At 59.1% G+C, this 23,026-nt stretch carries 16 protein-coding genes and 1 pseudogene; 7 read left to right on the forward strand and 10 right to left on the reverse strand.

The window, feature by feature from the left end:
• Nucleotides 1-3: 3 nt before the first annotated feature.
• Entirely contained in the window at nt 4-417 is a 414-nt protein-coding gene (locus ACM110_RS17905) for a DUF3301 domain-containing protein (protein ID WP_416128810.1), read from the reverse strand.
• Between the two features lie 119 nt (nt 418-536).
• On the opposite strand from ACM110_RS17905, the gene pdxY reads away from it, so the two are divergent.
• On the forward strand, nt 537-1,409 hold the full coding sequence (gene pdxY / locus ACM110_RS17910; protein WP_416128811.1) for a pyridoxal kinase PdxY: 873 nt from the start codon (nt 537-539) through the stop codon (nt 1,407-1,409).
• A gap of 92 nt (nt 1,410-1,501) precedes the next feature.
• Here pdxY and ACM110_RS17915 read toward each other — a convergent pair whose 3' ends face one another.
• Nucleotides 1,502-1,984, reverse strand: a complete 483-nt coding sequence (locus ACM110_RS17915) for an acyl-CoA thioesterase (protein WP_095194575.1) — start codon at nt 1,982-1,984, stop codon at nt 1,502-1,504.
• Between the two features lie 286 nt (nt 1,985-2,270).
• On the opposite strand from ACM110_RS17915, the gene ACM110_RS17920 reads away from it, so the two are divergent.
• Nucleotides 2,271-4,034, forward strand: coding sequence for a cation:proton antiporter (locus tag ACM110_RS17920; protein WP_416128812.1), 1,764 nt, complete (start codon nt 2,271-2,273; stop codon nt 4,032-4,034).
• Between the two features lie 21 nt (nt 4,035-4,055).
• On the opposite strand, the gene ACM110_RS17925 is transcribed toward ACM110_RS17920, so the two are convergent.
• The 3 genes from ACM110_RS17925 to uvrD form a co-directional block, all read right to left on the reverse strand.
• Entirely contained in the window at nt 4,056-4,463 is a 408-nt protein-coding gene (locus ACM110_RS17925; protein ID WP_416128813.1) for an SMI1/KNR4 family protein, read from the reverse strand.
• 138 nt (nt 4,464-4,601) lie between these two features.
• Nucleotides 4,602-5,480, reverse strand: coding sequence for a Tim44 domain-containing protein (locus ACM110_RS17930; protein ID WP_338583925.1), 879 nt, complete (start codon nt 5,478-5,480; stop codon nt 4,602-4,604).
• A 286-nt stretch (nt 5,481-5,766) separates the two neighbouring features.
• Entirely contained in the window at nt 5,767-7,950 is a 2,184-nt protein-coding gene (gene uvrD / locus ACM110_RS17935) for a DNA helicase II (protein WP_416128814.1), read from the reverse strand.
• A 259-nt stretch (nt 7,951-8,209) separates the two neighbouring features.
• Here uvrD and ACM110_RS17940 point away from each other — a divergent pair, with 259 nt between their 5' ends.
• The gene (locus tag ACM110_RS17940; protein WP_416128815.1) at nt 8,210-11,080 is read left to right on the forward strand and encodes an EAL domain-containing protein; all 2,871 of its coding nucleotides are present in this window, start codon (nt 8,210-8,212) and stop codon (nt 11,078-11,080) included.
• Nucleotides 11,081-11,142: 62 nt separating this feature from the next.
• On the opposite strand, the gene ACM110_RS17945 is transcribed toward ACM110_RS17940, so the two are convergent.
• Nucleotides 11,143-11,457 carry a hypothetical protein gene (locus ACM110_RS17945; protein WP_416128816.1) on the reverse strand — a complete coding sequence of 105 codons (315 nt, stop codon included), beginning with the start codon at nt 11,455-11,457 and terminating at the stop codon, nt 11,143-11,145.
• Between the two features lie 348 nt (nt 11,458-11,805).
• Here ACM110_RS17945 and hexR point away from each other — a divergent pair, with 348 nt between their 5' ends.
• Nucleotides 11,806-12,672 (forward strand): transcriptional regulator HexR, encoded by an 867-nt coding sequence (gene hexR, locus ACM110_RS17950; RefSeq protein ID WP_007927594.1) that lies wholly within the window; start codon nt 11,806-11,808, stop codon nt 12,670-12,672.
• Nucleotides 12,673-12,849: 177 nt separating this feature from the next.
• On the forward strand, nt 12,850-13,062 hold the full coding sequence (locus ACM110_RS17955; RefSeq protein ID WP_416128817.1) for a PA3496 family putative envelope integrity protein: 213 nt from the start codon (nt 12,850-12,852) through the stop codon (nt 13,060-13,062).
• Here the strand turns inward: ACM110_RS17955 and ACM110_RS17960 are convergent.
• Nucleotides 13,004-13,966: a LysR family transcriptional regulator gene (locus ACM110_RS17960; protein WP_338583920.1), complete on the reverse strand. Its 963-nt coding sequence runs from the start codon at nt 13,964-13,966 to the stop codon at nt 13,004-13,006. The two genes, ACM110_RS17955 and ACM110_RS17960, sit on opposite strands and share 59 nt — an antisense overlap.
• A gap of 190 nt (nt 13,967-14,156) precedes the next feature.
• On the opposite strand from ACM110_RS17960, the gene ACM110_RS17965 reads away from it, so the two are divergent.
• Both ACM110_RS17965 and oadA read left to right on the forward strand, forming a co-directional pair.
• Nucleotides 14,157-15,572 carry an acetyl-CoA carboxylase biotin carboxylase subunit gene (locus ACM110_RS17965; protein WP_338583919.1) on the forward strand — a complete coding sequence of 472 codons (1,416 nt, stop codon included), beginning with the start codon at nt 14,157-14,159 and terminating at the stop codon, nt 15,570-15,572.
• 11 nt (nt 15,573-15,583) lie between these two features.
• On the forward strand, nt 15,584-17,392 hold the full coding sequence (gene oadA, locus ACM110_RS17970; RefSeq protein ID WP_338583918.1) for a sodium-extruding oxaloacetate decarboxylase subunit alpha: 1,809 nt from the start codon (nt 15,584-15,586) through the stop codon (nt 17,390-17,392).
• Between the two features lie 205 nt (nt 17,393-17,597).
• Here oadA and ACM110_RS17975 read toward each other — a convergent pair whose 3' ends face one another.
• From ACM110_RS17975 to ACM110_RS17985, 3 genes and pseudogenes are all read right to left on the reverse strand, one after another.
• Entirely contained in the window at nt 17,598-19,640 is a 2,043-nt protein-coding gene (locus ACM110_RS17975) for an autotransporter domain-containing protein (protein ID WP_416128818.1), read from the reverse strand.
• A gap of 200 nt (nt 19,641-19,840) precedes the next feature.
• A complete protein-coding gene (locus tag ACM110_RS17980) occupies nt 19,841-22,804 on the reverse strand; it encodes an autotransporter domain-containing protein (RefSeq protein ID WP_416128819.1) in 2,964 nt (987 codons plus the stop codon).
• Nucleotides 22,805-22,933: 129 nt separating this feature from the next.
• Nucleotides 22,934-23,026 (reverse strand): annotated as a pseudogene (locus ACM110_RS17985) (IS110 family transposase); the annotation flags it as partial.

The raw sequence follows: 23,026 nt of genomic DNA on the forward strand, positions 1-23,026 counted from the left end.
ATATCACGGCCGCCATTTGTTGTGTTCCTGCCGCCAATGGCTCAGCTCGATCACCTCGGCGCTCGGCTTGACCACATCGACGACGGGCGGCGTTTCGTCAAACGGCATCGGATAAGGCGCCAATTCAATCTGCGCGCTGTGGGCACCGAATTGGGTGATGGTGCCGTTATGCCGACTTTCGCCGGTCACGGTGAATTCGAAGTTATACACTCGGGCCAGGCGCCGCCGACCGCGGGCATCCTTGAGGAACGCGATTTTTTTCAGCGCCACGTTTCCATCCAGCAGCTCGATGCCGACGTTGCTGCAATGCTGCTTGACCCGCTCCAGCGCGCGTTCGCGCAAGCCGTGGTTATGCCACAGCCAGGCCCCGGCGGTAGCGAGCAGCATCAACACGAAAATATTTCCAAGGGTCAACATCAACAGGGCGCTCCAACAAGATAGTGTCAGCTTAACTGCGTCGCCGGTCTGTCGTACAGGCTGCGTTTAGTCGCATACTGCGCCGCTCGAATTTCAATCGTTTTACGGAAACTCACCGCATGAAACGTACGCCCCATCTGCTCGCTATCCAGTCCCACGTGGTGTTTGGTCACGCAGGCAACAGTGCCGCGGTTTTCCCGATGCAGCGGGTCGGGGTGAATGTCTGGCCGCTCAACACCGTGCAGTTCTCCAACCACACGCAGTACGGGCAGTGGACCGGTGAAGTGCTGGCGCCGCACCAGATCCCTGTTCTGGTCGAAGGCATCGCAGCCATTGGCGAGCTCGGCAATTGCGACGCGGTGCTGTCGGGTTACCTCGGCAGCGCGGCACAGGGTCGGGCCATCCTTACGGGTGTGGCGCGGATCAAGTCGATGAATCCCAAAGCGCTGTATTTGTGCGACCCGGTGATGGGCCATCCGGAAAAGGGTTGCAGCGTGCCGGCGGAAGTCAGCGATTTCCTGCTGGAAGAAGCCGCCGCCATGGCCGATTTCATGTGCCCGAACCAACTGGAGCTCGACAGCTTCTCGGGGCGCAAGCCGCAGTCGTTGTTCGATTGTCTGGCCATGGCACGAGCGCTGCTGGCGCGCGGGCCGAAAGCGGTGCTGGTCAAGCATCTGGACTATCCGGGCAAAACTTCGGACGTGTTCGAGATGTTGCTGGTGACTGCCGAAGGCAGTTGGCATCTGCAACGTCCGCTGCTGGCGTTTCCGCGTCAGCCGGTGGGCGTTGGCGACCTGACGTCCGGGTTGTTCCTGGCGCGGGTGTTGTTGGGCGACAGCCTGGTGGCCGCGTTCGAATTCGCCGCATCGGCGGTGCATGAAGTGTTGCTGGAAACGCAGGCCTGCGCGAGCTACGAGCTGGAACTGGTGCGGGCGCAGGACCGGATTGCCCATCCGCGGGTGCGGTTCGAAGCGACTTCGATTAGCTTGTAAGCGGATCAGAACAAAAAGATCGCAGCCTGCGGCAGCTCCTACAGGAATTCGCATTTCTCTGTAGGAGCTGCCGCAGGCTGCGATCTTTTGCTTTAGGCGTCGCCCTTGATTTCCTGATAGCGCTTTTCCAGTTCCTGACGAATCTGGCGGCGTTGCTGGGCCTGAATGTATCGGCGCTTGTCTTCGCTGTTTTCCGGTTGCAGCGGCGGCACCGGGGCGGGTTTGCGCTGGTCATCCACCGCAACCATGGTGAAGAAGCAGCTGTTGGTGTGGCGCACCGAGCGCTCACGAATGTTTTCGGTCACCACCTTGATGCCCACCTCCATCGAGGTGTTGCCGGTGTAGTTGACCGAAGCGAGGAAGGTCACCAGTTCGCCGACATGGATCGGCTCACGGAAAATCACCTGGTCCACCGACAGGGTCACCACGTAACGCCCGGCATAACGGCTGGCGCAGGCGTAGGCGACTTCGTCGAGATACTTGAGCAGGGTTCCGCCGTGAACATTGCCAGAGAAGTTGGCCATGTCGGGGGTCATCAGTACCGTCATCGACAGCTGGGCGTTTCCGGGTTCCATAGCGTTCTCACGGATCAAGGCAAGGTTTGAGGGGCGCACCTCTGCGGGTGCCTGCGTGGTTTTTTCAAACCAACAGTTATCGGGACGCCGGGCGGGAAGCCGCCGTCACGCCGGATCGATCTGTTTCCATATATTGCACCGCCTTTCTGCTGGAAGTCGCGGTGTTACCCTGCAAAAGCCCACTCCAAAGGGCAAATTCCTACGCGAAAAGCAGATTTGTATCCCGTTCAATCGGACGTTTCCTGCGTCTGCTGGTTGAGCCATGTCACCCAAGGAGCCCCACGCCATGCATGCCATCAGTTTTATTCAGGATCTGGCAGTGATCATGTTGATCGCGGGCGTGGTGACCGTGGTTTTTCATCGCCTCAAACAACCGGTGGTCCTGGGCTACATTGTCGCGGGCTTCATCATTGGCCCGCACACCCCACCGTTCGGGCTGATCCACGACGAAGAGACCATCAAGACCCTGGCGGAACTCGGGGTGATTTTCCTGATGTTCTGCCTGGGCCTGGAATTCAGCCTGCGCAAGTTGTTCAAGGTCGGCGCCACGGCGTTTATTGCAGCGTTCCTGGAAATCGTGCTGATGATCTGGATCGGCTACGAAATCGGCCGCTGGTTCGACTGGAACACCATGGATTCACTGTTCCTCGGCGCGATCCTGGCGATCTCCTCGACCACCATCATCGTCAAGGCGCTCAACGACCTGAAGATGAAGAATCAGCGTTTTGCACAGCTGATTTTCGGTGTGCTGATCGTCGAAGACATCCTCGGTATCGGCATCATCGCCTTGCTGTCGAGCATCGCGGTCAGCGGCACGGTCAGCTCCGGCGAAGTGTTCTCGACGGTCGGCAAGCTCTCGTTGTTCATGATCGTCGCATTGGTGATCGGCATTTTGCTGGTGCCGCGATTGCTGGCTTACGTGGCCAAATTCGAAAGCAATGAAATGCTGCTGATCACCGTGCTGGGCCTGTGTTTCGGCTTCTGCCTGCTGGTGGTCAAGCTTGAATACAGCATGGTCCTGGGCGCGTTCCTGATTGGCGCGATCATGGCCGAATCCCGGCAGTTGCTGAAGATCGAACGCCTGATCGAACCGGTTCGCGACCTGTTCAGTGCGATTTTCTTCGTCGCCATCGGTCTGATGCTCGACCCGATGATCCTGCTGCAATACGCCTGGCCAATCGCGGTGATCACGGTGGCGGTGGTACTCGGCAAAATGTTGTCCTGCGGTCTCGGCGCCTTTATCGCCGGCAACGACGGACGCACCTCACTACGCGTCGGGATGGGGCTTTCACAGATTGGGGAATTTTCTTTCATCATCGCTTCGCTGGGCATGACCTTGCAGGTTACCAGCAACTTTCTTTATCCGGTTGCTGTGGCGGTTTCGGTGATCACCACGCTGCTGACGCCTTATCTGATTCGAGCGGCAGATCCGCTGTCGATCAAATTGGCTGCAGTGATGCCGCAGCGCCTGGGCCGGGTGTTGGGGATGTATGGCGAATGGCTGCGCAGTATTCAGCCGCAGGGCCAGGGCGCGCTGCTGGCGTCGATGATTCGACGGATCCTGCTTCAGGTCGGGGTCAATCTGGCGCTGGTGATCGCGATCTTCTTCGCGGGTGCTTACTTCGCCGAACGAATCTCCACCTACCTGCAAGACTGGGTCAGCGATCCGAGCTGGCAGAAGGCATTGATCTGGGGCGGTGCGTTGCTGCTGTCGCTACCATTCCTGATTGCCGCTTATCGCAAGCTCAAGGCGTTGTCGATGTTGCTCGCGGAAATGGGCGTGAAGCCTGAAATGGCGGGCCGCCACACAGAGCGAGTGCGCCGGGTGATCTCCGAAGTGATCCCGATTCTCTCGCTGCTGGTGATTTTCCTGCTTTTGGCAGCCTTGTCGGCCAGTATTCTGCCGACCAACAAGTTGCTGGTGCTGATCGCTGTGGTCGCAGCCGCCGTGGCGGCGGTGCTGTGGCGCTGGTTTATCCGCGTCCACACGCGCATGCAGGTGGCGTTGTTGGATACCCTGGACAATCACAAGGATTCGCCAGGGCACTGATCCAGTGGGGCGTCGGCTGACTCAGCTTTCCAGCCAGACGTCCCGCGCCCAGTGCCATACCGACTCCCAGGTTTCTTCGGCGATCAGCTCTTCTTCCGCCTGCCAAAGCACTACGGTGCCATCCTCTTCGACCAGGTAGTAGTCATCACCGTCCTGGCAGATCGGGATCAGGCTACGATCGACACCGGCGTCCCAGGCGTTGGCAGCAACATCCGGCAGGTAGGTGTGGGATTGCGGGTCGGTGACGGTCACCGGCTCCAGGCTGCCGTAGACAACGTCACTGACGGTCAGCAAAAACTCTCTGAAGACAAACGGAATATCGATGAACAGTTGTTCTTCGATTTCCACCAGCAGATCTTCGTCGGGCAACTCCAAGGGGACCGGTACCGGTTCGTTGGCTTCACGCAGTTGTTCGATGATTTCTTCCACGTCCGGGATCCTCTTGCTTGTATGGCGCGGTTTATATGGGGCGGTTTATACAGTAGCTTGCTATAGATGCAACCGCGAAATAGAAAACCCCAGCCGAGGCTGGGGTTTTTATTACAGCAAGTGAAGCGCGGAGGGTAATCAGCCGTTCTGGCGGATACCTGCGACCAGCCAAGGCTGGTTTTCACCCTGTGCACGTTCCATGTTCCAGCTTTCGCTGAACACTTCGCCCTGGTCGAAACGCGAGGATTTCGACACGCCACTGAAGGTCAGGGTGGCGATGGTCTTGTCGGCGCGATCATCCACACCGTCCAGTTGCACATTGAGGTTATCAATGTAGGTGGACTGGAAGGCGTCACCCAGGTCAGCACGTTCGCGCTTGAGGAACTCGAGCATCTGCGGGGTCACGAACTCGGAGATCTTGTCCATTTCGTTCGCGTCCCAGTGCTGTTGCAGCGACTGGAAGTGGCTGCGCGCGGCTTCTATGAAGCTCTGTTCGTTGAACCAGGCCGGAGCGTTGATCACCGGACGGGCGGCAACGGGTGCGGCCGAACCACCGAAGATCGAACCCATGGCTGGCTTCTGCTCGAACGCTTCACGCTGCATCGGCGCGTGGCCGGCCGGAGCGAATTGCTCCTGCTGCTTGCGACGACGAGCGGCGATGAAACGGAAGACCAGGAACGCGATGACCGCCATGATCAGGATGTCGAAGATCTGCATGCCCTGGAAGCCGTCGCCCATGAACATGGACGCCAGCAAGCCACCGGCCGCGATACCGGCCAGAGGGCCGAGCCAGCGCGAAGCACCGCCAGCCTTGGCTGCAGCGCCAGCGGCACCGGCAGCACCAGCGGTCGCCGCAGCGCCGCCCATGCCTGGAGAAGAAGGAGCCATCTGGCTGGTTTGGTGAGTCGGCGCAGCACCTGCGCTTTTGCCGCCACCGAAGCGCTTGGCGGCATTGACGTCGAGACTCATCGTCAGGCCGATGCACAACGCCATGGCGATGCTAAGAAAACGTTTCATAAAGGGAATTCCCATTTGTGGAAGGCACGCGCGCCATGTTGCACAGCTGAAGTGTTACTGGCTAGCGGCAGAGTGTTTCGGGCTTTTGCCTGACAGGTCGGGTTCAGCTTCAGTCAGCGCAATAAGGCCTGTTAACTTTGGTCTGTAGGATGAGTGGATAAGTTCTGTAGGAAAGGTTTGGCGTTGAACCCTGTGGGGGCAAGCCTGCGCGCGATGAGGACTCACAGCCAAAAATTTTATCGACTGAACTACCGCTATCGCGAGCAAGCTCGCTCCTACAGATGAGCTAGATCGCTTCCAGCTTGGCGTAGCCCAGCATCAACCACTTGCTGCCTTCGCCGAAGTTCACCTGGACCCGCGCCTGTGCGCCAGCGCCTTCGAAGTTCAGGATCACGCCGTCGCCAAACACCGAATGCCGTACTGTCTGGCCGAGGCTGAAACCGGTCTGCGGAATCTCGCTGCCGCTGAACAGGCTGCCACCGCTCATCGACTGGTTTCCAGCAAACGGACGGCTGACGCTGTTGGAAAGCCGCACTTCCTGGATCAGGCCTTTCGGCACTTCGCGTACGAAGCGCGACACCTTGTTGTAGGTCTCGCTGCCGTACAGGCGTCGGGTTTCGGCATAGGTCATCACCAGGTTCTGCATGGCGCGGGTGATGCCGACATAGGCCAGACGGCGCTCTTCCTCAAGGCGGCCGGGCTCTTCCAGGCTCATCTTGTGCGGGAACAGGCCTTCTTCCATGCCCACCAGGAACACGTAAGGGAATTCCAGGCCTTTGGCGCTGTGCAACGTCATCAGTTGAATGCTGTCTTCGTGCTCGTCGGCCTGCGTATCGCCGGCCTCCAGCGATGCGTGGCCGAGGAATGCTGCCAGTGGCGTCAGGTCTTCGTCTTCTTCACTGTTTTCGAAGTTGCGCGCAGCGCTGACCAGTTCCTCAAGGTTTTCTACCCGGGCCTGGCCTTTCTCGCCTTTTTCCGCTTCGTGGTAGGCGATCAAACCTGACTGCTCGATGACCGTCTGGGTCATCAGGTGCAGCGGCATCTCCATGCACTTGGCGGCGAGGTTTTCGATCAACTCGATGAATGCGCCGAGCGCGCTGGCTGCGCGACCGGTCAGGCCTTTATTGGCCACCAGTTGGCGCATCGCTTCCCACATCGACACATCGCTGTGGCGCGCATGGTCGCGGATCGCTTCGACGGTTTTTTCGCCAATGCCACGGGCCGGGACGTTAATCACCCGTTCCAGCGCGGCATCGTTGCCACGGCCTTCCAGCAACCGCATGTAGGCCATGGCGTTCTTGATTTCAGCCCGTTCGAAGAAGCGCTGACCGCCATAAATGCGGTACGGAATGCGCTCACGCAACAAGGCTTCTTCCAAAACGCGCGATTGGGCGTTGGAACGATACAGAATCGCGATATCGCTGCGAGACAGGCCGGTTTTCAGCGCGCTTTCGATGGTTTCGACAACATACCTGGCTTCATCGTGTTCGTTGAACGCAGCGTACAGATTGATGGCTTCGCCATCGCCGCCATCGGTCCACAGTTCTTTGCCCAGACGCCCGGTGTTGTTGGCGATCAAGGCGTTGGCGGCCTTCAGGATGCCGGCGGTGGAGCGGTAGTTTTGCTCCAGACGAATGGTTTCGGCGTCCGGGAAGTCTTCGGAGTACTGATAGATGTTTTCGATTTTCGCGCCGCGCCAGCCGTAGATCGACTGGTCGTCATCGCCCACCACCATCAGGCTGTCGCCACCCTTGGCCAACAGGCGCAACCAGGCGTACTGCACGGCGTTGGTGTCCTGGAACTCGTCCACCAGAATGTGCCGGAAGCGCTTTTGATAGTGCGCCAACAGGCCCGGATGATCGCGCCACAGGTCGAGTGCACGCAGCAGCAATTCGGAGAAGTCGATAACTCCGGCACGCAGACACGCCGCCTCATAGGCTTCATAGATGCCGCGCATGGTCGCCAGGAACAGGTCGCCGCTGGCTTGAATGTGTTGCGGGCGCAGACCTTCGTCTTTCTGCCCGTTGATGAACCATTGGGCCTGACGGGCCGGCCAGCGTTGCTCATCCAGGCCGAGTTCGCGGATCACCCGCTTGACCAGCCGCTGCTGGTCGTCGCTGTCGAGAATCTGGAAGGTCTGGCTCAAGCCTGCTTCCTGCCAGTGCGCCCGCAGCAAGCGGTGCGCCAGGCCGTGGAAGGTGCCGACCCACATGCCGGCCGGGTTGATACCCATCAGCTGCTCGATGCGATGGCGCATCTCGGCAGCGGCCTTGTTGGTGAAGGTCACCGACAGAATGGAGTGGGGCGACGCGTTTTCGACCTGGATCAACCAGGCGATACGGTGCACCAGCACTCGGGTTTTGCCGGAACCAGCACCGGCCAGGACCAACTGACGACCCACGGGGGCCGCTACGGCCTGCCGTTGGGCATCGTTGAGGGAGTTCAGCAGAAGGGAGAGATCATCGCGCATCGGGGCATTCTAGGGGGCGACGTCACACCGGGCAAACCCCGCTTTGCATTAGCCGATGAAAGAGGCGCGCAGGACGACCGGTCAGTCATTGGCTGTAAGCGTTGACTGCACTCGTCCGGCGGAATTTGCAGCGGATCGGCGGGCTAATACTTTTGTCTGTTTTTTGACCGGGGGCAGTTTGGTCCGGGCACTGGCTTGTGTATGCTCCGTCGACGTTTCGGGCCCCATGCTCGTCATTATAAGAACAAGAACATTGCCTATGACCTTCAGCTCCGACCTGTCGGGCCCCACCGTGGAGCCCCGGGTTATCCGAAAACAGTACGCCATGGAAATGGCGGTCGAACGCACGCGTCTGCTCTATCAGGGCTCCTTGCTGCCCACACTGTTCATGTTGATCAATGGTCTGGTCTGCGCCGGGTTGCTCTGGAGTCCGCAGCGCTACTTCCTGGTCAGCGTCTGGCTGGTGTGGTTGTTGTCATTGGTGGCGCTGCGGGTGATTCAGGTGGCGGCCTTCGATTCGGCGATTCCCAATCGGCAGGCCCACCCCATCTGGCGACGGATGTTTTTGCTGGGTTCCGGCCTCACCGGCTTGACCCTGGCCGGTGCCGGCATCGCGCTGGTCCCCGCCGATAACTTCATTCAGCAAGCCTGGGTGTTCGGCCTGATCGGCGCGGCGGCGCTCTCGGCCAGCGTGGCCTACGCGGTCAGTTTGCCGGCCTTCCTGTCTTTCACTTTGCCCTGCCTGTTGCCAGCCATCGCCTTCATGTTCTGGGGTGGTGACGAACAACAGCACGGTTGGGGCTGGTTTGGCCTGATTTTGCTGGGCGCATTGAGTGTGGTCGCCTGGCAGGTCAATCGCCTTATCGATCGCGGCCTGTTGCGACGCTTCCAGAATCAGGCGCTGATCGAGCATCTGCAACAAGCGCAAAATTGCGGTGACCAGCTTAATCAGAAGCTGGCCAAGGAAATCGAACAGCGCAGGCGTGCTGAAGACGAGTTGCGCGAAATCCAGGTCGATCTGGAAAGCCGCGTCGCCCAGCGCAACCTGGAGCTGGACGCCGCCAACCAGGCGCTGAGCAAGAGCGAGGCGCGCCTGGCGCTGGCATTGAAGGCCAGTGAACTTGGGCTGTGGGACTGGAACCTGCAAACCGACGAAGTGCATCACACGCAGATTCAGGAGCTGTTTGGTTTGGAGCCGGAACAGGTGACGGCAATCCTGCGCCACCTCAAGCCTCGCCTGCACCCCGAGGACCTTCCCGCGCTGAAAAGGGCGCTGGTCGAGCATTTGAAAGGGCGCACCGAGGATTACCAGATCGAGTATCGCGTGCGGCATGGCGACGGCCACTGGGTCTGGATCGAGGACCGTGGGCGGGCCGTCGAGCGTGCTGAAAACGGCCGGGTGATCCGCATGGTCGGCACTCGCCGCGACATCAGCGCGAGCAAGGCGCTTGAAGAACAACAGCAATTGGCGGCGACGGTGTTCGAGGCCGCCAGCGAAGGCATCGTGATTTTTGACCCCAATTACGCGCTGATCGCGGTGAATCAGGCCTTCAGTCGCGTGACGGGTTATGACATCGAGGAAATTCTGGGTCGAAACGTGATCGAGTTGCCGTGTAGCCGCGACGCACGCCGGCATTACACGGCGATTCATCAAGCGCTGGAGCAGCACGGCAGTTGGCAGGGTGAATTAGTGGAAACCCGCAAGAACGGCGAGATGTATCCCCAATGGCTGCAGCTGAATACGGTCCGCGATCCCCGGGGAAAGGTGAGTCATATTGTGGGCTTCTTCGCGGATCTCTCCGCTCGGCGAGAATCCGAAGAGCGCATGCGCTACCTGACCCATTACGACGAGCTCACCGGTCTGGCCAACCGCTCGATGTTCCGTGAACGGCTCAGTGAGGCGCATCAACGGGTGCGACAGGGCGGTTATCGCAGCCTGGCGTTGCTGCACATCAATCTCGACCGGTTCAAACAACTCAATGACAGCCTGGGTCATGAAGTCGCCGACCAGTTATTGCAGAAAATGGCACGGCGACTGGTCAATGCCTTGCCGGAGGCAGACACGATCGCGCGCCTGTCCGGTGACGAGTTTGCCGTGTTGTTCAACTCCTACGGCAACCTTTCGAGTCTCGCGCGGGTGGCGACACGGTTATCGAACAAGTTGCGCATACCGGTGACGGTCGAGGGCCATGAACTGGTGGTCAGTGCGTCGATGGGCATCAGTTTGTTGCCGGACAGTGCCCGAGAAATTTCTGCATTGGTCAGTCAGTCGAACATGGCCATGCAACACGCCAAGCATTTGGGCGGCAACAACTTCCAGTTCTACACCGACAGCCTGCAAGCCAGCACACTGGAGCGGTTGCAGCTGGAAAACCAGCTACGTAAAGCGGTTGAAGAGAAGCAGTTGAAGGTGTTCTACCAACCGAAACTGTGCCTCGCCACGGGCAAATTGAATGCCGCCGAGGCGCTGGTGCGTTGGGATCATCCGACCATGGGCCGCGTGCCACCGGGGGATTTCATCGGTCTGGCCGAGGAAACCGGGTTGATTGGCCCGATCGGCGAGTTCGTGCTGCGCCAGGCCTGCTGGCAAGCCTGTGAGTGGCAGCGCCAGGGGCTTGAAGCGATCCGGGTGTCGGTCAATCTGTCGGTGCATCAGTTGCGCCAGGGAAAACTGGTCAGTCTGGTGCGTCAAGTGCTGGAAGAAACCGGGCTGGAGCCGCGCTTTCTGGAGCTGGAACTTACCGAAAGCCAATTGCTGGACAGCGTCGAACACATCATCGCGACCTTCCAGCAGCTACGAGATCTGGGCGTGAAACTGGCGATTGATGATTTCGGCACTGGCTATTCATCCCTGAGCTATCTCAAGCGGATTCCGGTGGATTATGTGAAGATTGATCAGGCGTTCATTCGCGGTTTGGGGGAGGGCAGCGAGGATGCGGCAATCACTCGGGCGATCATCGCCATGGCGCACGGCCTGTCGTTGAAGGTGGTTGCGGAGGGTGTCGAGCGGCGCGAGCAGCTTGAGTTTTTGAAATCCGAACGCTGCGATGAGGTGCAAGGGTATCTGATCAGTCGACCCATTGAGGCGGATGGTTTGGCGAGTCTGCTGCGAGAGCAATGTGCCGTGTGAACGGCTCGACTTCCCGCCGGACACGTTAGGTGCCGACGGGAAGCCAGGAAGCTGATGGGTTATTAGTTGGTAATTAGAACTTTGTCGATATGGTGCAGTAACTTTCCTTCGTAGAAAATGCTGACGCCAGTGACATTGGAATCGCCCATTACTTTATATTCTACAAACTTGTCGGTTTCTACCTGCAAGGAAACCTCGTTGGATTTTACCAATTTGAGTTCCAGGCGCAGATCGAAGGATTTATCCTGGATTGCAGTTTTTTCCAGCATAGGCGTAATGCCGGTATGGGCAACGGTTACGGTGCCAAAGGTACGGAAAGACGCAGCGCCGGGCATGCGATCGATTTGCGCGGTCCAGCCTTTTGTTTTAATGCTCATAATGTGTAACTCCTTTAATTTATTTTTTGCTTCCTGCGCAATCAATATATCCAGACCAACTTATGAGTGGGTGATTTTTATTGGTTGTATTTGTAAGTCTGTATGTTGTGTTGTGGGTTGCAGGCATAACTATCTTTGAACTTTATTAGAACTGCCAATTTGATATTTATCTATTAAGACAGGTTCTGAGCATGCGATTAGGTCCCTGTCATGCGTGCTACATGAGGCGCGGGCACCTGAAATCGAGGGATTCGGTAACGCATTGAGCAGGCAAAATGCCGATTCATGTAGTATAACTACAAGCGTGCTACATCCCCGGCACCTGCCAATAACAAAGAGTCCAGCCCCTTGAATCTGCTGCAACACATCGCCCAGTCTCGCCACCTGTTACGCAAGTCGGAGCTCAAGGTCGCCGATCACGTGCTGCTTGACCCCGCGGCCGTGATGCACAGTTCCATGGCCGACCTGGCCCATAGCGTCGGTATCAGCGAGCCGACCATCGTGCGTTTTTGCCGTGCCATCGGTTGCTCCGGGTTCCAGGACCTGAAGCTCAAGCTGGCCCAGAGCCTGGCGGCGGGCGCGAGTTTTGGACAGTTCGCGATCCACGAAGATGATTCGGTCGCCGACTACAGCCTGAAAATCTTCGACACCACCCTGCACACGTTGATGGAGGTTCGCGAGAAACTCGATCCGGTGGAGTTGCAGCGGGCGGTGACGCTGATGTCCCAGGCCCAACGCGTCGAGTTCTATGGCTTCGGCGCCTCGGGTGCGGTAGCGGCGGATGCGCAGCACAAATTTTTCCGCTTGCTGCTGACCGCGGCGGCGTATTCCGATCCGCATATGCAGGCGATGTCGGCGGTGACCCTGAAGCCGACCGATGTGGCGATCTGCATTTCACAGTCCGGGCGTTCCAAGGATCTGCTGATTACCGCCAACCTGGTGCGTGAGAGTGGTGCTTCGTTGATCACTCTGTGCCCGAGCCAGACGCCATTGGCCGAGCTGTCGACCGTCAACCTGGCGATCGATGTGCATGAAGACACCGAAATCTACACGCCGCTGACCTCGCGGATCGCTCACCTGGTGGTGATCGACGTGTTGGCGATGGGCGTGGCCATGGCGCGTGGACCGAGCCTGGTCAACCACCTCAAGAGCGTCAAACGCAGCCTGCGCAGCTTGCGGTTGTCGCCGAAGTCGGTGAAAGCGCTGGACGACTAAGATCAAAAGATCGCAGCCTTCGGCAGCTCCTACAGGTATGCACATTCCCTGTAGGAGCTGCCGAAGGCTGCGATCTTTTGATTTTTGAATTTTCATCTCTCTGTAACTCTTCGGCCGCCAAACCGTCATCCCTCGCGCCTATCGTGAAACTCCCGTAATCGTCTTGGGAGACTCGAAATGGCCCTGCCTTACGAAGAACGCAACAGCGCTGTCAAAACCCGTCGTCAGCAAGAAGATCAGCGCCGCATGGAGTTTCGCCGCGCTATCGAAGATCGCTGCGAGCGCCGTCAGCTTCTGGCCGAGATTGGCGATTTTTCTGAAGAGCTCGAACTCAATTACTGGCAGGCCGCACCGACAGCTTCCCGTCGAAGCGCTCAACCAGGCCGCTGATCTGCACCCGCTCGCTACGCACGAACGCAAGGAATGCGTGGGCCACTGGTGACAAGCGTTTAGCCTTGGCTTGCACCAGGCACCAACTGCGGTATAGCGGCAGTTCTTCGACCGGCAACTCGATCAACCCGCCGGTCGCCAGTTCAAGGTTCAGGGCGTGGCGCGTCAACAGCGCTACGCCCAGACCTGCCAACACGCATTCACGCTGGGCTTCGGCTGACGAGACTTCCTGGGTCTGGTTGAAGTGCACGCGCTTCTCTTTGAAGTACTCTTCGCATGCCATGCGCGTCCCGGAGCCGGGTTCGCGTAACAGCAGGGTGTACGGCTCAAGATCCTGCAAGCGCAGCGGTCCCATATGGCACAGCGGATGATCCGGTGGAGCCACTGCGACGATCGGGTTATTGAGGAATGGCAAGAACTCCAACCCCATGTCTTGCGGCACCATGGACATGATCACCAGGTCATCCCGGTTGTCGGAGAGACGCCGAATCACCTGGCCTCGGTTGACCACCGTCAGTTGCAGATTGACCTCAGGATGCTGGCGCTTGAACGCGGCAAACAGGTGAGGCACGAAATATTTGGCGCTGGATTCCACCGCAAGTTTCAACTGGCCCTGCAACGAGCCCTGCATGTCCGACAGCTGCATATCGAGGTTTTCCAGGCGCCCGAAAATGTCCCGGCTGGCGCGTTGCAAAGCTTCGGCTGCTTCTGTCATGTAGAGTTTTTTGCCGACATAATCGAACAGAGGCTGACCAATCAGCTCTTCCAATTGACGAATCTGTAGGCTGACGGCCGGTTGTGTGAGCGACATTTCGTCGGCTGCGCGGCTGTAGGACCTCAAATCACAGACTTCATTGAAGATTTGCAATTGACGCAATGTCATACGCATCAATGACTTACGCATTTTTTAGACGCTCTTGCCGTAGGCTGATACGTCAACTATAAGTCTTTACTTATGCATGACCCAATAATTATTCATTTTTGTTAATCCCTTGCGGGCGCTAGTGTGGACCTGCGACCAAAATGAAACATTTGGTCACGCGTCGACCTGGTCTAGCAGGTCGTGGGTACCACCGGCTCAAGGGAAACTCCAAGTGATAACAAAGATCCTGATCGCCAACCGTGGTGAGATTGCCGTACGAATCGTGCGTGCCTGCGCCGAGATGGGCATTCGCTCGGTCGCGATCTATTCCGACGCCGACCGTCATGCCTTGCATGTGAAGCGTGCGGACGAGGCCCACAGCATTGGTGCCGAGCCGCTGGCGGGTTACCTGAACGCGCGAAAACTGGTGAATCTGGCGGTGGAAACTGGTTGTGATGCATTGCATCCCGGCTACGGCTTCCTGTCGGAAAACGCTGAACTGGCGGACATCTGCGCCGAGCGCGGCATCAAGTTCATCGGCCCATCGGCTGAAGTGATTCGCCGTATGGGCGACAAGACTGAAGCCCGTCGCAGCATGATCAAGGCGGGTGTGCCAGTCACCCCGGGAACCGAAGGCAACGTAGCGGACATCGCCGAAGCCTTGATCGAAGGCGACCGCATCGGTTATCCGGTCATGCTCAAGGCCACCTCCGGTGGTGGCGGCCGGGGTATCCGTCGCTGTGACAGCCGAGAAGAACTTGAACAAGCTTTTCCGCGTGTGATCTCCGAAGCCACCAAGGCTTTCGGTTCCGCGGAAGTGTTCCTGGAAAAGTGCATCGTCAATCCGAAACACATCGAAGCGCAGATCCTCGGTGACAGCTTTGGCAACGTGGTGCACCTGTTCGAGCGTGACTGCTCGATCCAGCGTCGTAACCAGAAGCTGATCGAGATTGCCCCGAGCCCACAGCTGACCCCTGAACAGCGCGCCTACATTGGCGACCTGTCGGTGCGTGCGGCCAAGGCCGTGGGTTACGAGAACGCCGGTACCGTGGAGTTCCTGCTCGCCGAGGGCGAGGTGTACTTCATGGAGATGAACACCCGGGTGCAGGTGGAACATACCATCACCGAAGAAATCACCGGCATCGACATTGTCCGTGAGCAGATTCGCATTGCTTCCGGTCTGCCGCTTTCGGTGAAACAGGAAGACATCCACCACCGTGGTTTCGCCCTGCAATTCCGGATCAACGCCGAAGACCCGAAAAACAACTTCCTGCCGAGCTTCGGCAAGATCACCCGTTATTACGCACCCGGCGGCCCCGGCGTACGTACCGACACGGCGATCTACACCGGTTACACCATTCCGCCGTTCTACGATTCCATGTGCCTGAAACTGGTGGTGTGGGCGTTGACCTGGGAAGAAGCGATGGACCGTGGCTTGCGTGCCCTAGACGACATGCGTCTGCAAGGGGTCAAGACCACCGCCGCGTACTACCAGGAAATCCTGCGCAACCCGGAATTCCGTAGCGGCCAGTTCAACACCAGCTTCGTTGAAAGCCATCCTGAACTGACCAACTACTCGATCAAGCGCAAACCCGAAGAGCTGGCCCTGGCCATCGCCGCCGCCATCGCCGCCCACGCAGGCCTGTGAGGAATAGAACAATGAGCAAGAAGATTCATGTAACCGATACCATCCTGCGCGACGCTCACCAATCGCTGCTGGCGACCCGCATGCGCACCGAAGACATGCTGCCGATCTGCGACAAGCTCGACAAAGTCGGCTACTGGTCGCTGGAATGCTGGGGCGGCGCGACCTTCGACGCCTGCGTACGTTTCCTGAAAGAAGATCCGTGGGAGCGTCTGCGTCAATTGCGTGCGGCATTGCCTAACACGCGCCTGCAAATGCTGTTGCGTGGCCAGAACCTGCTGGGCTACCGCCACTACAGCGACGACGTGGTCAAAGCCTTCGTTGCCAAGGCCGCAGTCAACGGCATCGACGTGTTCCGCATCTTCGACGCCATGAACGATGTGCGTAACCTGCGCGTGGCTATCGAAGCAGTGAAAGCTGCCGGCAAACATGCTCAGGGCACCATCGCGTACACCACCAGCCCGGTGCACACCATCGACGCGTTCGTGGCGCAAGCCAAGCAGATGGAAGCCATGGGTTGCGACTCGGTGGCGATCAAAGACATGGCCGGCCTGCTGACCCCGTACGCCACTGGCGAACTGGTTCGGGCGTTGAAAGCCGAACAGTCGCTGCCAGTGTTCATTCACTCGCATGACACCGCAGGCCTGGCGACGATGTGCCAGCTCAAGGCAATCGAAAACGGCGCCGACCACATTGACACTGCGATTTCCAGCTTCGCCTCGGGCACCAGCCACCCGGGTACCGAGTCGATGGTTGCTGCACTCAAGGGCACCGAGTTCGACACCGGCCTGAACCTGGAACTGCTGCAGGAAATCGGCCTGTACTTCTACGCCGTGCGCAAGAAGTACCACCAGTTCGAAAGCGAATTCACCGCCGTCGACACTCGTGTTCAAGTCAACCAGGTGCCGGGCGGGATGATTTCCAACCTCGCCAACCAGCTCAAAGAGCAGGGCGCACTCAATCGCATGAGCGAAGTGCTGGCAGAGATCCCGCGCGTTCGCGAAGACCTCGGCTTCCCGCCGCTGGTGACCCCGACCTCGCAGATCGTTGGTACCCAGGCGTTCTTCAACGTGCTGGCCGGCGAGCGCTACAAGACCATCACCAACGAAGTGAAACTGTACCTGCAAGGCGGCTACGGCAAGGCGCCGGGCACAGTCAACGAGAAGCTGCGTCGCCAGGCCATCGGCAGCGAAGAAGTGATCGACGTACGTCCGGCTGATTTGCTCAAACCGGAAATGACCAAGCTGCGTGCCGACATCGGTGCACTGGCCAAGTCTGAAGAAGACGTGCTGACCTTCGCCATGTTCCCGGACATCGGCCGCAAGTTCCTCGAGGAACGCGCTGCCGGCACCCTGACACCTGAAGTGCTGTTGCCGATTCCGGAAGCGGGCAAAGTGGCCTCGGCTGGCGGCGAAGGCGTACCGACCGAGTTCGTCATCGACGTTCACGGCGAAACCTACCGCGTCGACATCACCGGTGTCGGCGTCAAGGCTGAAGGCAAGCGTCACTTCTACCTGTCCATCGACGGCATGCCGGAAGAAGTGGTATTCGAACCGCTCAACGAATTCGTCAGCGGCGGCAGCAGCAAGCGCAAGCAAGCCACCGCGCCGGGTCATGTCAGCACCACCATGCCTGGCAACATCGTCGATGTGCTGGTCAAGGAAGGCGACACCGTCAAGGCGGGCCAGGCCGTGCTGATCACCGAAGCGATGAAGATGGAAACCGAAGTACAAGCGGCCATCGCCGGTAAAGTCACTGCCATTCACGTGGCCAAGGGCGACCGGGTGAACCCGGGCGAAATCCTGATCGAGATCGAGGGCTGAGTTAACGGCCTCGATACAACGCTTTAAACCTCGGTGGGGCATGTGCTCCCCTTTTTTTTTCCTGCGTTTTTTGTGAGTGACGCAGAACTTGTAGGAGCCGAGCTTGCTCGCGATGGCGGAGTGTCAGTTGATCTAAATGTTGCCTGACACTCCGCCATCGCGAGCAGGCTCACTCCTACAGGTTTTATGTTGAGTCAGTTGATGATCAGAACGCCATCCGCCATTGCCCCGTCACGCCATAGCTACGTCCGTCACCGCCGGCTTCGCCATTGAGGCTGACGCCCAAGGTGTTGTTGGCCGATACCCGAAGGTCGAGTCCCGCATCGATCAGTAAACTGTCACGATCCAGCGGCGCGCCGTAAACGGTGTAGTCGCGGCCGCCCGTCACCAGGCGTTGGCGGGTGTAACTGTCGAGTTCGCCGTAGGTGTGTTTCCAGCCTGCGCTGAAACGCGGTGTCAGTTGCATGCCGTTATCCAGCCCATTGATTTGCGCCAGACGCAGCCCGAACGTGCTGTTCAGATTCTCGTTACTTTGCCCGTGGACTTTCAGTGCCGCCGCGCCACCCTTTTCCGTGAAGCTGTCGCGCTGGTAGCGTTGGTAGCCAACGCTGGCGAATGGCTCGAAGCCGACGTTGCCGCGTCCAAGGTTGTAGCCGACCTCGGCGAAGGCTTGCTGGGTATTGGCATCGTAACGACCTTTCGGGCGGTCGCTGAACCTATAGAAGCTGACTTCGCGTTTGGTGCTGCCGTCGTGGTTGCTGAACGTCGCACCCAGCCGCAGCGCTACCGGGCCACTCTGACGCAGGGCATAGGCGCCCAGGTGCCAGCTGTCGAGGTCGCCGTCGAGCTGTCGGCTGTCCATACGCGTCGAGGATTTACCGCCGATCATACCCAGATGCCAGTGCTCACCGATGCCCCAATCAGCACCTAGCACCAGACCTTCGGTGGAATATTTCAGGTCCTGAAAGTCGCGATCAAGCTTCCCGCCATGACCCAATGCCTGAAGCCAGACCCGACCGTTATCTTTACTGCCAGCGGCCAGACGGGGAGCGTTGTTTTGATTGTCGGAGTTTCCTGCGCTGTCCAATTGGCGCATGGCCGAGAGCATGCTGGCGCTCACAGGGGTGACGCTGTTCAACGTGGTTTTGGCGAGGTTGGCGTTGCTATCGCCGGTCAGTATTTCGATGATCCAGGGAGCTGTTGTGGTCCTGGCTCCGAGGAGGGCGGTGACGGCGGCATTTGGGGGTTGGGATGGGCTCTGCTCCGTATGAGCAGTTTCAAGTTCTTCAAGACTGTCGATGAAGTTTTCAGCGCTTTTATCAGGTGCGAATACTTTGAACGGTACTTTGTTACGGGAGTAGGTCAGAACCACCGTCTTTTCTTTGCTATCTGCCTTCGCGTCCATGAATGCCAGGTTGCTTTCGACATGACCGAACTCGCCCTCAACCTTGCTGGCTTCAATGATGGTGTACTCGCTGGTCTGCGGAAAATCATTGCCCACACCGACCACTTTCAACGTCGCATTTCCGAGTCTGGCAGTGCCGTCGACCTTGATAGTTTCGCTCGAACCATCCGGGTGGACTTCATAGGACAATACCGCCGTTTCGGCGAGGGCCATGTCGCCTTTTATCTTGGGTGCGCCTTGCGCCTTGTTGACGAGCATGTGGCCCATTACGTTGAGGGCGCCCACGCTTCCGCGACCACTGAAGGTTGCTTGTTCGTAGATGTCGACACGACCGTCGATGCTCCCCGAATTGCTCAGGCTACCCTGGACCCATGCATCGCCGGCGATATGTCCTTCATTGTTCAGCGCCGCTTTTGCCCGAACCAGAGCGCCCGTACTGAAGTCACCGGAACCGGTCAGCGTCCAAGTACCTTTCTTTACATCCAGTCGCTGGAATTGGCGGCTTTCGCCAAGCGTTCCTCCTTTTGTAGCCTCGAGTTGCAGGAGGTTTTCACCCGCACCACCCTCCAAAACCCCATTGAACGCTTGCGGGGTAAGCACCCTGACCACTTCATCGACATCGCCGAGTTCAAGTTTGCCCCAATCTTCTGTGTTTTTGATGGAGTGGGACGTGGCGGTTTTAGCGAAAGCGTCGAGCTCTTTGATCAGCGTCTGCGCCGATTTGTTGGTGGGAGGGGCTGGTTCCGTCACGGGCTCTTGAGCCTGTGCAAACTCTGTAAAAGCCAAGGCAAATGCAATCGCCAAGGCGAGTTTTTGTGGTCGGTATTTGTGTTGAGTGGGCATCGATTTTGGCCTCTGTTGACTAGAGACCAAACTCTAAAATGGAGGCCGCAAGCGCGATGTCAGGCGCATCTGGCGACGTTGCAGGGGGTATCGCCAGGTCGTGAGGAATTAAGGACAGCCGTAGGAAAACGGCTGTATTTATCGGTTTCGGACAGACGCTTTTTCTTACACCAGAACCGGACGATTGCGGCTAGCCACGATCAAAAACTCATCTGCCACTGTCCGATCAACCCGTGATTTCGGCTGTTGTTGCCAAGCTCGCCGCTGTAGCCGATGCCCAGCGTATGACGGGCGGCGATGCCCACATCCAGACCGGCTTCCAGTACCAGGCTGTCGCGATCCAGCGAACTGCCATCGACACTGAACGCCGTACCGCCCACCACGAATGCTTGCCGTGTTGAGTTGCTGACACTGCCGTAGGTGTGTTTCCAGCCGGCGGTCATGCGTGGGGTCAGGCTCATGCCGTTATCCAGGCTGTTCAGGTGTGCCAGGCGCAGGCCGAAGGTGGTGCTGAAATTGTCTTCGGTTTGCCCGTCGACTTGCAGCGCCGCGGCGCCACCTTTTTCCTGATAGCTGTCGCGGTGGTAGCGCTGGTAGCCGAGGTTGGCGAACGGCTCGGCACTGAGGCGGCCGCTGCCCATGGCGTAACCGAGTTCGGCGAAAGCCTGCTGGCTGTCGGCGTCGTAGTCGCCTTCGGGTCGGTCGCTGAAGCCGTTGAAGGCGACGGTACGTTTGCTTTCCCCTTGGTGGCCGCTATACGCCGCGCCGAGGCGCAGAGCCAATGGGCCGCTTTGGCGCAGGGCATAGACGCCGGCATGCCAGCTCTCGACGTTGCCATCGACACCGGTGGCGTCCAGGTCGGTTTTCGAATAACCGCCAAGCACACCGAGGCGCCATTGCCCATCGAGCGCCCAATCGGCGCCAAGCACCGTGCCTTTGCTGCGCTGTTCCAGACCGCTGCTGCCATGTTCGCCATCGAGCTTGCCGTAGCCGCCGATGGCTTGCAGCCAGAGCCGGCCTTGGGCGTTCGGATCGTTGAGGTTGCGGGCTTCATTGGGTACGCCATTAGCCGCGAGGACCGGTGTGTCGCGCTGGTCGAGGCCCACCAGCAAGCCCGAGCCACCGCCCATCTGCTGCATCGCCGAGAGCATGCTGCCGCCGACCTGACTGCTGGCGCCGAGGGTTGCGCTGGTCAGGTTGGCGTTGCTGGCGCCGCTCAGTTGTTCGATCGCGCCGCCGGCCGTGGCATTGGTGGTGTTGAGCAACGCGTTGTACAGCGCGTTGTTTTTGCCGAGGGTCGCCAGGCTGTTGGCGGCGCGGCCACCGTTGCCGGTGGTGGCGAAATCATTGAAGGCGACATCGTTGCGGGTGTAGGTCAGGTCGACCTGAGTCGGGGTATAGGCCAGGGTTGGCGTGAGAAACGCGTAGTCGCTGGTGACCTTGCTGAAGGTGCCGTTGACGCTCGCTGCTTGCAACACGGTGTATTGGCTTTGCCAAGGATAAGTGCCGCTGCCGGGATTCACCGCAAGAGTCGCGCCATTGAGGTTGGCGGTGCCGCCGACCTTGACCGGTGCGCTGCTGCCATCGGCGTTGACGCCATAAGCCAGTGTCGAACCGCTGCCCATGCTCAGGTCGTGGGTGATGGTCGCTGTGCCAACGCGGGTATTGGTCTGCAGGGTGCCATTGACCAGCAAATTGCCCACCGAACCACCGCCGGCGTACACACCACCGGCGTCGACGGTCATGCTGCCGGCAATACCGCCCTGATTGATCAGCGTCGCGCCATTGCGCACGGCGCCGCCATCACTGAAATCACCGTTGCCGGTCAGGGTCCAGGCGCCTTGCTTGACCTCCAGCCACTCGAAGTTGCGACTGCTGCCTAAGCTGCCGCCCGCCGCGTCGTCCATCACCACACGGTCGTAGCCGCTGCCGCCATCGACGGCACCGATGAAGCGGCTGCCATTGCGCAGGATCAGGTTGTCGTTGCCACCGCCGAGGTCCAGCGCCAGGCCGTTGCTGCCACTGATGGTGCCGCCGTTGATGACGCTGTCAGCGAACTCGCCGACGAATTTCACGCCAAAACCATCGAGGCCCTGAATGGTGCCAAAGTTCTCCAGCGTGGTGGCTGCCAAGCCCGAGCCGCCGCTGCCGTCGTCGACCAATATGGCGCTGTTGGCACCGCTGATCATCGCGCCTTGGGCGTTCAACACATAGCCGCCACCCAGCGCGATACCTTCGCTGCCGTTGGCAAAGCCGTTTTTATCCACGCCACCGGCACCGACACCCTGGATGGTGCCGTAGTTTTCGATGTGCGCGATTTTGTCGATGTCCACACCATCGCCGTCGCCGTTGGGTTGCAATCCGGAATAGGCACCGGTGATGGTGCCGTGGTTGATCACCGTACCGTCGCCGTCGGAACCGAAACCGGAGCCGTTGCGCCCGGTGATTTGCCCATAGTTGGTCAGCGTCGCACCGAGGTCCGTGGTGATGCCGTGACGCCCCCCGGAAATGCTGCCGTAGTTGGTCACCGTCACGCCGGTGGCAGAGTCGATGTCGACGCCGTCGAATTTCTCGTCGGCGTTGTGCGAGTCGCCAGTGGAAATCTCGCCATAGTTGGTGATGGTCGCGTTGGCGCCGGTCTTCATGCCGTCGCTGGCGTCGCCACGAATCAGTCCGCCCGCGCGGTTGATGATCGTGGTCGTGACACCGGCGCTGCGCAGTGCATCGAGGTCCAGACCTTGCCCGGTGGTGGAGCGGATGATGCCGCTGTTATCGATCAACAGGCTGCCGCTGACGAAGTTGCTGTCGATGCGCAACGCGTCGTTGAACCCCAGAATCTGCCCGCCAGAGCGGTTGTAAATGCTGTAGTTGCGCGCCTGGGTCAGGTCGCCGCTGCTGTCGATCGCCCGGCCACCCGTCGAGACGATCTGCCCCGCGTTATCAATCACCACACCGGCACCGGCCGTGCCGTCCTTGAGGCTGACAGTCTTGCCGGCATTGGTAATGCTGCCCGGCGCCGAGATCGTCAGCGTGTCCGCGCCCCCGAGGGTTTGCGCGGTGGTAGTGGCGGTATCGATCTGCACCGTTTTATACGGAGCGGCACTGGCCCCCGTGCTGATCAACAGGGCGATGACGAGCGCCAGGCGCTGGGGCGAGAAGGGCATGGGTGGACGGCCTTTTTGTTATAAGCGGGGCGTCCTGTATAGCGGATGGTTTTTACAGATTGATGTCGTCGCAGAATCTGGATTCGATGAGATCAAATTGTGGGAGATTCTATGGTTGAGGGGAAGCCCTCAACCTGCTTTCGGTTGGTATTCACCTTGCCCTTTTAGCAGTGCAAATACGATCCGGGCAAGCTTGCGAGCCAGTATCACCAGGGCCTGCGT

It is taken from the genome of Pseudomonas sp. NFX98 (assembly GCF_047784845.1).
Classification (GTDB): Bacteria; Pseudomonadota; Gammaproteobacteria; order Pseudomonadales; family Pseudomonadaceae; genus Aquipseudomonas.

Coding starts and splice junctions, on each gene's coding strand:
- ACM110_RS17905 (WP_416128810.1), bottom strand. CDS start 417: ATGTTGACCCTTGGAAATATTTTCGTGTTGATGCTGCTCGCTACCGCC.
- pdxY (WP_416128811.1), top strand. CDS start 537: ATGAAACGTACGCCCCATCTGCTCGCTATCCAGTCCCACGTGGTGTTT.
- ACM110_RS17915 (WP_095194575.1), bottom strand. CDS start 1,984: ATGGAACCCGGAAACGCCCAGCTGTCGATGACGGTACTGATGACCCCC.
- ACM110_RS17920 (WP_416128812.1), top strand. CDS start 2,271: ATGCATGCCATCAGTTTTATTCAGGATCTGGCAGTGATCATGTTGATC.
- ACM110_RS17930 (WP_338583925.1), bottom strand. CDS start 5,480: ATGAAACGTTTTCTTAGCATCGCCATGGCGTTGTGCATCGGCCTGACG.
- uvrD (WP_416128814.1), bottom strand. CDS start 7,950: ATGCGCGATGATCTCTCCCTTCTGCTGAACTCCCTCAACGATGCCCAA.
- ACM110_RS17940 (WP_416128815.1), top strand. CDS start 8,210: ATGACCTTCAGCTCCGACCTGTCGGGCCCCACCGTGGAGCCCCGGGTT.
- ACM110_RS17945 (WP_416128816.1), bottom strand. CDS start 11,457: ATGAGCATTAAAACAAAAGGCTGGACCGCGCAAATCGATCGCATGCCC.
- ACM110_RS17955 (WP_416128817.1), top strand. CDS start 12,850: ATGGCCCTGCCTTACGAAGAACGCAACAGCGCTGTCAAAACCCGTCGT.
- ACM110_RS17960 (WP_338583920.1), bottom strand. CDS start 13,966: ATGCGTAAGTCATTGATGCGTATGACATTGCGTCAATTGCAAATCTTC.
- oadA (WP_338583918.1), top strand. CDS start 15,584: ATGAGCAAGAAGATTCATGTAACCGATACCATCCTGCGCGACGCTCAC.
- ACM110_RS17975 (WP_416128818.1), bottom strand. CDS start 19,640: ATGCCCACTCAACACAAATACCGACCACAAAAACTCGCCTTGGCGATT.
- ACM110_RS17980 (WP_416128819.1), bottom strand. CDS start 22,804: ATGCCCTTCTCGCCCCAGCGCCTGGCGCTCGTCATCGCCCTGTTGATC.